Below are 12,522 nucleotides of genomic sequence, written 5' to 3' on the forward strand. Positions count from 1 at the left end.
GTGCTGGAGATTAGCCTCCTATTCGTTTTTTTTTAGACTTTGAACAACACAATAATAATGAACTCATTTTTGCCCTGGAACCAGGCCGCTCGCACGGTCCTGTTGTCCCGTAATATTTCCCGGTTAATAACCCTGGTACTTTTTTGCCTGTCCTTATGTTTCGGGCTTAATGACTTGCACGGGCAGGTTTTCAGTACCAGTGACCTCGACTTCAACGGTAACAACGGAGTGAGCAGTGCTACTTCGCTGATGTTCGGCCCGGACGATCGCCTGTACGTATTGAGCCGCCTTGGTGAGGTAGACATCTACACAATCCAGCGAAATGGGGTGGACGATTACGTAGTGATCGGGTCTGAAAACATCTCCTCGGTCAGTACCATTCCCAATCACAATGACGATGGTAGTGCGGCAGGTGCCAGCCGTCAGGCTACTGGTCTGACCGTAGCCGGTACTGACACCAATCCGGTGATTTACGTAACCTCCAGTGATTCGCGGATCGGGGGTCCCAGCGGAGATCAGGGCCTGGACACTAATTCCGGGATGATCACCCGCCTGAGTTGGAACGGTAGTTCCTGGGATGCGGTGGATATCGTACGGGGATTGTCACGCTCGGAAGAGAACCACGCTACTAACGGCCTGGAGTTTGCCACCGTGAATGGGGAAGACTACCTTATTGTTTGTTCTGGTGGGCACGCTAATTCCGGTGGCCCTTCCGATAACTTTGCCTGGACGACGGAATACGCCCTCTCTGCGGCCGTGCTTTCTATCAACCTCACACAAATAGAGGCTTTGCCGATCCTGACTGACAATTCCTCCGGCCGGAAATATATCTATGATATTCCAACTTTAGATGATCCCACCAGAGCCAACGTCAATGGTATTATTGATCCGGACGTTGCTGGCTATGATGGCATTGACCTTAACGATCCCTTTGGTGGCAACGACGGCCTCAACCAGGCCATGATCGTCCCGGGCGGACCGGTGCAGATCTTTTCTTCGGGCTACCGGAATACCTATGACCTGGTACTGACCCAAAATGGTCGGGTATACGTCACCGATAACGGTGCCAACGGCGGCTGGGGCGGTTTGCCGGAAAATGAAGGGACCGATGGTACCGTCACTAACAACTACAACATTGATGGCAATGGGAATGAGATCGGTAGTACCGGTCAGCATCCGACCGCTGACGGCGAATCGGTTAATAATGCCGACCATCTGCACCTCGCCACGATTAACCGGGTTAACAGCACGACCAACGGTGGTTTTGGCAATGCGGTATCTATCGATAACTATAATTTTGGAGACTTTTACGGTGGTCACCCTACTCCGATTCGGGCCAACCCGGCGGGAGCGGGTTTATTTACCAATCCCGAAGTCAACAATTATAATCCGGCTACTGCCGTATTCCGGACACTGATTTACGACCCCAGTAATCCTGGTCCAGGCTTTACGGATGACCCGAATATTGCTTTACCTGCCAACTGGCCGCCGGTGCCGGTAAGTATGGCCAACCCGATCGAGGGAGACTGGCGAGGCCCCGGCATCAACAATCCGGACGGGCAAAACGATTTGCTCGTCACTACCTGGGGTACCAACACCAACGGTATCGACGAATACACTGCCTCTAACTTCGGCGGTGCCATGCAGGGTGACCTCATCGCGGGAAAGAACGGCGGTGTCTTACGTCGCGTACAATTAAACGCCGACGGCAGCCTGGATCAGCTGACCAGTACCTGGCAGTCCAACCTGGGGGGTAATTGCCTTGGCATTACCTGTAATGGTGATTCGGACCCCTTCCCGGGAACGATCTGGGTGGCTCCGTTCAACAGCTCAATTAAAGTGTTGGAGCCAAATGACCTGGTCATTATTGATTGCATCCTTCCCGGTGATGTCGGCTATTCGGACACTGCAGATAATGATTCCGACGGCTATACCAACGAAGACGAAATCCAAAGTAAACAACTAACCGAGTCAGGATTACCCGAGACCGACGAAGAGGTGATTTGTAATCCGGGTAACCAACCCAACGATTTTGACAAGGCGCTAGGAGGAACACTAGTTTCTGACCTCAATGATCCGGACGATGACGGAGACGGTATCCCGGATACCAATGATCCCTTTCAATTCGGGGTCCTCGGCAGCAGCGATGATGCGTTTGACCTGCCTGTCTTCAATGAACTATTCTCTGATAATCCGGAGCTTCTTGGCTATTTGGGACTGGGCTTCACGGGGATGATGAATAACGGTGACGCAGGGCCGAACTGGACCAACTGGCTGGACCGTCGCTTCGACCCCACCGACGCCAATACCAACGATATTCTTGGCGGTGCCGTTGGTGCCATGACCATGCAGATGACGTCTGGCACGGCGTTAGGCACGGCCAATAACCAGGATAAAGCTTTTCAGTATGGCGTCAAGGTAGACCAGAGTATTGGCTCCTTTACCGTATCCGGTCGGATGCTGAATTTTACATCAGACTTACAACTGTACGATAGTCAGTCCCCAACCGGCGGAGAAATAGGCTTTTTCATTGGCGACGGCACACAAAGTAACTACCTCAAATTCGTGCTTACGCAAAACGGGCTTGTAGCCCGACAGGAGATCAATGACGTTCCCCAGGTACCGGTAACGCTCAACCTGGCCGCCGGCGCTCGCCCTAACAGCAACATCGAACTTCTCTTTAGCGTGAATGCCGTCACGGGAGTTGTTACCCTACAGTACAGAAAAGATGGTGGTATTCTGGAGACCCTGGGCACCATTGCCGCTCAGGGCGCCGTATTAACGGCCATTCAGACGAGTGCGCCATTGGCGGTAGGTCTGATTGGTTCCTCTAACACCTCTGGCGATGAAATAGAGGGTACCTGGGACTACCTGAATGTGGAAAGTACCCTGCCTTTCGTAGAAGCACAGCTTCCGGATGTGGAAGCGCTGATTAATGATCCGGATCAAGACATCAACCTGGATGATTACTTTGGTGATGACGCAGGTGACGGAAACCTGACTTACACCGTCGAAAGTAACACCAACGGCGCTATCGGTGCAGTCATCAGCGGCAATACCCTGACCCTGTCCTTCCCCGCAACGGAAGAAACGGGCACTATCGCCGTACGAGCTACTGACAACAGCAGCCAGTTTGTTGAGCAGACCTTTACCGTCAACGTGAATGATGAACCGGTGCCCGTCCTACGCATCAGGGCCAACGGAGCTACTATTGCTGCAACCGATGCGCCAAATCCCGATTGGATTGGACTGACCGGCGCCGGTGCTAAATCCGGTTCTTTTAATGGCCTCACTTATAATCTGAATGTCAGCTCGGTTTCCGCGCAGAGTTCCACGGGGCGGGATGCTTCCTTGCCCGCTTACGTGCCGCAAGATATTTTCGTGGGTGAACGATACGATATAGATGAGGCCCCCGAAATGGAATGGACCTTTGGGCTGCCTAACGGTAATTATCTGGTTCGGGTATACATGGCTAACGGCTTTAACGGTACCAACCAAGTCGGGGACCGAGTATTTGACATTTTCCTTGAAGGGCAACTGGTGGAAGACAACCTGGATTTGGTGGATACTTACGGTCACAAGACCGGAGGTATGAAAGAATATGCGGTAACCCTTGTTGATGGAACCCTCAATCTCTCGTTTGGACACGTTGTTGAAAATCCAGTGTTTAACGGTATTGAAATTCTGGCCGCTGGCGGGCAGGTCATACCACCGATTGTCGTGTCTATTCCTGATCAAACCAACGTGGCAGGAGACCAGGCTATTACTCTGGCTGTGATACCTTCTGGTGGAGATCCTAATGCAAACTTTGGGTTTACTGCTCAGAACCTGCCTCCGGGTTTACAAATCGAGCCAACGACGGGACTGATCTTTGGGGATATTACTGCTGGTGCTGCTGTTGGTAGTCCGTACAGCTCTGTCGTTACGGTTTCTAAAACAGGAAGTACCGATGCCGTCGCCAACTTCACCTGGACGGTCACTGCACCGGTTGGTAATGTCACGTGGAACGACCAGACCGATGTTGAAAATTACACTGCCCGTCACGAATGTTCGTTCGTGCAGGCTGGCGATAATTTCTACTTGTTTGGCGGTCGGGAAAACCCGACTACGCTGGATGTTTACGATTATCAAAATAAAGCCTGGAGTCAAATATCCAACTCTGCTCCTGCGTCATTTAATCATTTCCAGGCCGTCGAGTACCAGGGATTGATCTGGGTCATTGGTGCTTTCAAAGATAATGGGTTCCCAAATGAAACTCCAGCCGATTTCATTTGGTCCTATAATCCAGCCACCGATGAATGGGTACAGGGACCGGAGATTCCGGCTTCCCGTAAACGAGGATCAGCTGGCCTGGTAGTTTACAATGATAAATTTTACGTCATCGCTGGTAATACCATTGGACATAACGGTGGTTATATTCCCTGGTTCGATGAGTTCGATCCTGCCACTGGCATTTGGACGCCATTGGCAGATGCACCACGCGCCCGTGATCATTTTCACGCCGCGGTGGTTGGAGATAAATTATACGTTGCCGGTGGCCGGGAGTCTGGCCCTGTTAACGGAGGCAGTGTATTTGAGCCCTTGATTCCAGAGGTAGATGTGTTCGATTTTAATACTGGTAGCTGGTTGTCGCCAAGCTCGGCAGCTGATTTACCAACACCACGCGCCGCCGCCTCGGTAGCGGTATTTCAGGATGAATTATACGTGATCGGAGGTGAGATTGGAATGGATCTGCAGGGTAACATCATCGATGATGCCGTTACCGCTACCGAATCCTACAACCCCAATACTGATACCTGGACGACTCAAGCGCCTTTACTTACCGAACGCCACGGCACGCAGGCCATTGTTTCTGGTAACGGTATTCACGTAGCAGCGGGCTCCAACACCAAAGGTGGTGGTGGGAAGATGAAAAATATGGAGTTTTATGGTACGGATAACCCCTCCGGTACGCCGCTGACGGCAAGCCAACTCCAGACACCTGCCAGCGTAGAGATCAACGCGAACAGTACTTCCATTATTACAGCAGCCTCTGCAGGAGGCAATACCGGAATTATCATTACTAACGCAGTGATTACCGGCCAGGATGCAGCCATGTTCTCCCTGGATACGCCCATTGATTTTGCTTTGGTCTCCCCAGGTGCCAGTTTGGACCTCACGGTAGGATTTAATGGTACTGAAGGCGGTAAAACAGCTACTTTGGTAATAGACTATGGCGAGGCCAGTACTGCGAGTATTACCTTGAACAGTGCTGTTCTAGTTCCCGGGACTGTCCTGTATCGGGTAAATGCAGGTGGACCACTTACTGCCACCAATGACGTCGATCCCACGGACTGGTCAGTAGATCAGGCTACCACCGGTAGCGGGACTGCTAATGGAACGGCTGCTAACGGTACGCCTTCTCAGTACATTGATTTGACCGCTCCGGCGGCAGATCTCACCTACGGCCCGCCCGCTAATACCACGCTGACCAATACCACCGGCTACCCGGATGCCTTGTTCCTGACGGAGCGTTACAGCACCGTAGCTAACCCAAACAATATGAACTGGGCCTTCCCGGTGGACAATGGTGATTATACTGTCAACCTCCTACTGGCTGAATCCTTCTTCACGGCCAATGATGCACGGATCTTTGACGTAGAAATTGAAGGTGCGTTGGTACTGGATGATCTGGATCTTTTCGCCTCCTACGGTAACAACGTAGCCGCTGTAGAAACTTTCTCGGTCACGGTAACTGATGGCGTGTTAGACATTAATTTCCTCAAAGGAAGCGTCAACAACCCAGCCATTAAAGGGATCGAGATCCTGGGTGGTGGCAGCCCACCGGTTAACACCGCTCCGGTTGTCGACGTAGTCCCGAATCAATTTAACTTCGAAGAGGATAATATCTCACTTCAGGTTACGGCCAGCGATATCGATCCCTGTACGGGACTGACTTATACCGCTACCGGCCTGCCGCCTAGCTTGACTATCGATACGAATACCGGATTGATTTCGGGAACCCTTGATGCCGGCTCGGGTAGCGGTACTGCTGGTGCATTTATTGAAAGTGGTGGGATTGTTGTGATTGAAATGGAGTCAGTTGAGACCCTACCTGGTTCCTGGGAGGATGCGTCCACTTACAGTACGACCTTCTCTCCGAACGTCAATAATCCGGCCGGGGCTACCGGCGGCGATTTCCTCATCTGGCAGGGGGGGCAATCTCTCGGAAACCCAGGTAATGGCTTGTTGACTTATCCGGTAGAAATTACGACACCAGGAGTATATAAATTCCAGTGGCGAAATCAAGTGGGTAACGGAACGAATACTACCGAACACAATGACACCTGGCTAAAAATTGAAGCAGATGCTTTTTACGGACAGCAAGGCGGCGGTAGTATTGTTTGTCCCAAGGGCTTGAATGCAGCCGAAAATGATTGTTCCGGAGGTGCGCCCGAAGGCGCCGGAGCGGCAGGTTGGTTCAAGGTATACTCCAGTGGAGCTAACAACTGGAGTTGGGTTTCGAATACGAGCGATAATGACGCTCATCAGATCTATGCCAGATTTGATGCACCCGGTGTCTATAACATCTTGGTATCGGCGCGGTCTTCCTCCCATGCCATTGACCGGATGGTCTTGGCGAAGACTGATTACAGCGGCAATCCGCAAAGCCTTTCCTTGCCAGAATCGGCACGCAGCACAGGAGGCGTTGCTGGCGCTGCAGACGGCAGCCCTTACAACGTAACCGTAAGTGTTAGTGACGGCTGTGTACCTCCACTGAGCACGGACGTGAATTTCGTCTGGACGGTCTCAGAAAATCTGGGTAGTAATCCGGAGGCGACCGTAAAGGTGAATTCGGGAGGAGGACTAGGTTCCTCCACCTTTGGTAATAATTCTTTCCAGATCGAGAATACCGGTGACGTTGATATCGTCAACGTGACCATCAATACGGCTACTGGCTTTATGATGGACGTAGTCTTCGATCCGGTCGGCACCGCAGGTGATAATGCGGCCAAATGTTTGACCGAAGGCACTGCTTCCGTGGGTGACGTGGGTATCACTGTACCAGCCGACGGCGGCCCGGATGCTGCTGATTGTGAAAGCGTATTCGCTCAACCGCATAACGGTGTGGATAACGACGAAGGTTACGACGAACTCACCCTTGATTTTACTGATTTCAATCCGGGCGAACTCTTCGCCTTTGGAGTTGATATGGATCCTACCACCATCAAGGGAGATCTAACCGCCGGTAACGCAGGTTCCATTTCCGGTTTTGAAATGATCGGGTCTACCGTTACGATTCAATTTGCCAACGGCGCCGTGCTGACTACCAGCTTGTTCGACGAAGGCAGTGCCGGTGGATCTGATGCTGTTGTCAATCAAACGGCTAACGATCTCAATCCGCCAGGTATCAATGTTGGCGGTTCGATTGTCAACCAGTTGGTCAGCGATGCCAGTCAAACCATCAATATTGTTGGTGGCCCCTCAAACGGTACCGTGACTTTATTGCAGGTAGATGGCCGGCTATACATAGATCCGGGTAATCCGACTATCGGCTACGATATTGATCCTTTCGAGGCCAATGAAGCCATGACTAAAGTTTTATACTCGGATGTATTGAATGCTTCCGGTGACGTAAGCATACCGGTAACCCTGCTGCAAACTGCGGGTGGTAACAATACTCCGGATGGTGGGTTGAATCACTTCATCGCGGTAGTTACCAGCCCGGGGGGAGAGAACAGTGTGGCTTCTAATGTGATCGTGCTGGAATATGACCCGAATGCCACGGTAGATGCTTCTTTGGATATTTCTTATACTCTACAAGGGCGTAATAATAACCCGGGCATCGATCTCACCGTAGAATTTTGGGAAGCGGGAGAACTGAATCCTACGTATACTTTTACGCCAACTGGAACGGGTACTTCGACTGGTTTAGCTACGGTGACGGGAATGGTGCCGGGCGATTACGAAGTGGCGGTGAGAGCCCCCACATACTTACAGGCCGTAGAATCTGTCACTTTGCTCGAAGGGAATAACACCTTGGATGTTGGTCAATTAAGAGGGGGAGATGCAAATGGCAATAATGCAGTATCAGCACTTGACTTTTCAATACTGGCTGGCACCTTCAATCTTGCGGAAGGGAGTCCAGGATATAACGGTCTGGCCGATTTCAACGGCGACGGTCAGGTAACTGCATTAGACTTTTCTATCCTGGCTTCTAACTTTAATGTCGCTGGGGAGCAGGTTTCCAATTTAGCGAACAAAGGCGAGGTAGAGACGCGTGATCGTAAAGCTCCATCGTATCCTGAATTTAAGAACGGTGTTGACTTAGCACTGGTACCGATACAAAACGAGTTACTGCAGGATGAACTTCTTCAGGTGAAATTGATGGTCCATGCCGGCGAGCAGTTGATTGATGCGGTGGAAGCGCATTTGAATTACGACAAAGCGCTGCTTGAAATAATTGAAATTTCCTATAGCGATGTACTTCCCGTACCAATTGCGGGAGGTATTGATCCCGAGAACGGAACGATCGATCTGGTCCGGGGAACTTTCGATGCCTTTCCCACCGGAACTTTCGAATTGGCACGCATTACTTTCCGGGCCAAAAAAGTGGGTCAGGCTAGTATCGCGTTTAATCCAAGGAGCGAAGCAGCTAACCTGGTGACCAACTTTGGCACCAATGTGCTACAAGCGACCAAGGATGCGAATGTCAACATTTTAACTGTACAGGATTTGCCGATGGAGGCCGAGCTATTCCCGGTTCCGACCAGGGACAACGTCACGGTTAAAGTAACTCGTGCGGCTGATCCGGCCAACGTAGATTTCAATATTTATAATGTAATCGGGCAAATGGTTTTAAGTAGAACACGAAGTGGCGAGGAGCTACTCGAAGTGTTCGAAATGAACCGCTTTACCCCCGGCATCTATACGCTCAGGATTACCAGCGGACAAGAGGAGCTTATCAAGCGGATTATTGTAGAATAGTTTTAAGTAATTGGTTTTCAGGAGTATCGGTGTTTTCTATCCGTGCTCCTGAAACCAATTTCAGATTTATCTCAGCCCACCTAATTCAAACACAAGAACTATGAACTTCCGGCAAGTACTACTAAGCGTTTTTACCACTCTCTTGTATTTTCAAGTGGGCTTGAGCCAACTGGCCATCACCACGCCTGACGACGTCAACGTACTGGAGGGTACCACGGCGACGGCTGACGTCACCGTAACTGAAGATGGCAACAGCGCCACGGTGACCTTCGTGCTTTATGATAAAAGCGAACCGGTTGGATCAACCAATAATCCCATTACACCGAGTACGGTCATATCTTCTGGTGACTATTCGATTACGCAAAACGTTGACACCTACACCTTCAGCTGGCCGACACCCACCGGTTCCGGCCGTTCTTATCTGGTCAAAGTAACCGCTGATGATGGTCAGAATACAGTAGTAGATTATTTTAGTGTGAATGTGGCCCAGGCCATCCCTGGTAATATTCTGGCCCGGACCTTTGCTAGTCCATTGCCTTGGTATGGTGGAAGCCCAGGTGCAGGTTTTACGGTAGCCATCGAACCTCCACCTGCTGCAAAAAATATTGGATGGATAACTGATGGCGAATTCGTAGAGTATCTCATTGATGTTCCCGTACCCGGGCAACTGTACTTGTTAGAAGTTTTTGCCGGAAAGGGGAATAATGGGACTTTTAATGTGAATATAATGGAAGAGGACGGCGGAGGCGGTTTTTCTCAAATCGGTACCGTCGCAAAAACAAAGCCCCCCGGCACCAATCCCTGGCAGACTTATACCCCTCCTATTACCACCCAGGTTTCCTTCTCCAATGCAGGTCTGCAAACCATGCGTTTTGACTTTCAAGGTGCTGGCGGTATCAACATTCGCGATTTTGAATTTACCAATGCCTATACCCTTGACGCCAGTGCAGGAACAAACGGAACGATTGCACCCAGCGGTCAGCTCGTCCTGGAGGAAGGCGCTGATCAAACTTATACGTTTACCCCGGATGGGGGTTATGAAATAGAAGAAGTCCTGGTCGATGGGTCACCCGTTACCCTTACTAATGATGAATATACTTTTACAAATGTCATGGCCGATGCAACCATTTCGGTCAGCTTCGTTGCCTCCAGTGTCAACACGTATACGCTGACTCCGACGGCCGGAGCAAATGGTGCTATCGATCCCGCTACGGCTGTGGTGGTTAATGAAGGGACCAATCAGCTCTTTACTTTCACGCCCGATCCGGGATTTCAGGTGGCCGACGTATTGGTGGATGGAAGTTCTGTCGGAGCGGTCAACAGCTATGAATTTGTTAACATTATTGCGGACGCAACCATTGCGGTAAGTTTCGAGCCCATCCCCTTCTCGCCAATCTATGTCAATGTAGGTGGAGGAGCCTACACCGCCCAGGGTGGCACCGTTTTCCAGGCGGACAACGGAGCCAGCGGGGGGACGGTTTACCCTACCGGAAGCAACCAGATCATGACCCTTGACGGAGTCGATTTTACCAACACCCTGGATGATGAACTCTTTCGGACCGAGCGCTACGGAGATTATTCCGTGGATTTCACTGTTCCGAACGGCGATTACGTGGTCGATCTTTATTTCGCAGAAATATTCCAGGGGGTCCTCGGTGGCGGTGCGGCTCTACCGGGCGAACGGGTATTTGACGTAGCTGTTGAAGGGAACCTTGTCCTTGATGATTTTGATGCGATCAACCCGGCAAGCGGTGGGGCCTTTGCTCCGGCGACCGGAATCGTGAAATCATTTCTAGTTTCCGTCACTGACAACGAGATCAATATCAACGTCGTTACGGTAGTAGATAATGCTAAGTTAAGTGCTTTATGTATCCGGGAACCGGGTGTGGCCAACCAAGCTCCTGTGATTGCAGCAATTCCCAATGTATCCATTACGGCTGGTCAAACTGCCAGTGCTACCATTAGCGCTACGGATGAAGTAGGTGTTACTGGGTTTCAAATTCAGGTAATCAAAGACAGTGACAATTCGGTAGTAGATCCGGCAGATTATACTTTTGTCCAAAACGGAAATTCAGTTGATTTTGACTGGGTAACGACGGACCCTGATGATGTTGGTGACTATACCGCTACGGTATTGGCATTTGACGGACTGGATGTCAGTAGTGCCAATTTTCCCATTGCTGTTGCGGGTCCACAAGACATTACGGTTGACCCGTTATCGGTAGACTTTGGAGTAGTAGAGGTAAACGTAGGTAGCGCACCGACGATGATCACCATTTCAAATAGCGGTGGTAGTGATTTATCGGTGAGCGAGATAAATCTCATAAATAACGGTGATGCTGAGTTTGCGCTATCAAACCTGCCGGGATTACCGGCTGCCATACCGGCTGGTTCCTCCGTCGACTTTGAGGTAGATTTTACCCCGGTAAATTTAGGGGCTGCAACAGCAACCATTAATATCGTAAGTAATGACCCCAGCGAAGGAACAGTAACGATATCCCTTTCCGGTGAAGGTTCAGATAATCCGCCCGTGATTACTAACCCCGGTGAGCAACGACATTTCGAAGACGATGTCATCACCTTACCCATCACGGTTACGGATAATGGTACGCCAACGATAAGCGTTAGTGGCCTGCCAGCGGGATTAACCTTCAACGGTAGCAATGAGATATCCGGCACCATCGCCGCTGGCGCGGCAGCCGCTGGTCCTTACACGGTGATCATTTCTGCAGATGATGGCATCAACTTACCCGTAGAAGTAACTTTCGACTGGCTGATTTACGTACCCTGTGAGAATGTCTTGTATCGCGTCAACGCGGGCGGGCCATTATTGACTTCCACTGATGCCGGCCCTGATTGGGGGCAGGATGAAGGTACCGGAGCCGATGCTTCGCCCTATTATGTCAATAACGGTGGAGGAGATAAAACCTATACTTCAAATATCTCAGGAGCGGTGAATATGAGCCATCCTTCTATTCCTCCCGGGTATCCTGAAGCTTTGTTTGTAAAAGAGCGCTATGATCCACCTGCTACAGCTAATCCGGCTAATCCGGCTGAAATGTTGTATCAGTTTCCCGTATCAATAGGAGCAGAAATTGAAGTAAAATTACTCTTCGGGGAAGCTTTTTCCGGAGTTACTAGTGCAGGGCAACGGGTATTTGATGTTTCCGTAGAGGGAGTAGTCCCCCCTGTATTTGACGATATCGATCCATACGGTACAGCGGGACCGAAAGGAGCATTTATTTTGTCTTATACCTACATTGCTACGGATGCTACCTTAGACGTAGAATTTTTGCACGATGTTATCGAAAATCCTGCAGTCAAAGGATTTGAAATTTGTGAGATCACGCCACCGCCTTCCCCTGAAATTACGGTAGCTCCAACCTCCATCGACTTCGGTGGTGTGGACGAAAATACCAGCAGTGCACCCGAAACGGTCACCATTACTAATGATGGTACCGGTGACCTAACCGTCTCCGCCATTACGCTGACTAATAATGGCGACGGAGAATTCAGCCTGGATAACCTGCCGGGCTTACCGGCCACCATCACGGC

General features: G+C 50.6%; 2 protein-coding genes. Both read left to right on the forward strand.

The window, feature by feature from the left end:
* Positions 1-57: 57 nt before the first annotated feature.
* Positions 58-8,967 (forward strand): malectin domain-containing carbohydrate-binding protein, encoded by an 8,910-nt coding sequence (locus tag B036_RS0110750; RefSeq protein ID WP_020568721.1) that lies wholly within the window; start codon positions 58-60, stop codon positions 8,965-8,967.
* A gap of 100 nt (positions 8,968-9,067) precedes the next feature.
* A partial coding sequence (locus B036_RS0110755) for a malectin domain-containing carbohydrate-binding protein (protein ID WP_026231874.1) occupies positions 9,068-12,522 on the forward strand: 3,455 nt, incomplete at its 3' end.

The sequence above is a fragment of the Neolewinella persica DSM 23188 genome (assembly GCF_000373105.1).
GTDB classification, from domain to species: Bacteria; Bacteroidota; Bacteroidia; order Chitinophagales; family Saprospiraceae; genus Neolewinella; species Neolewinella persica.

What these genes read in the sequence shown, in the direction of transcription:
- B036_RS0110750 (WP_020568721.1), top strand. Translation starts at nt 58, where the DNA reads ATGAACTCATTTTTGCCCTGGAACCAGGCCGCTCGCACGGTCCTGTTG.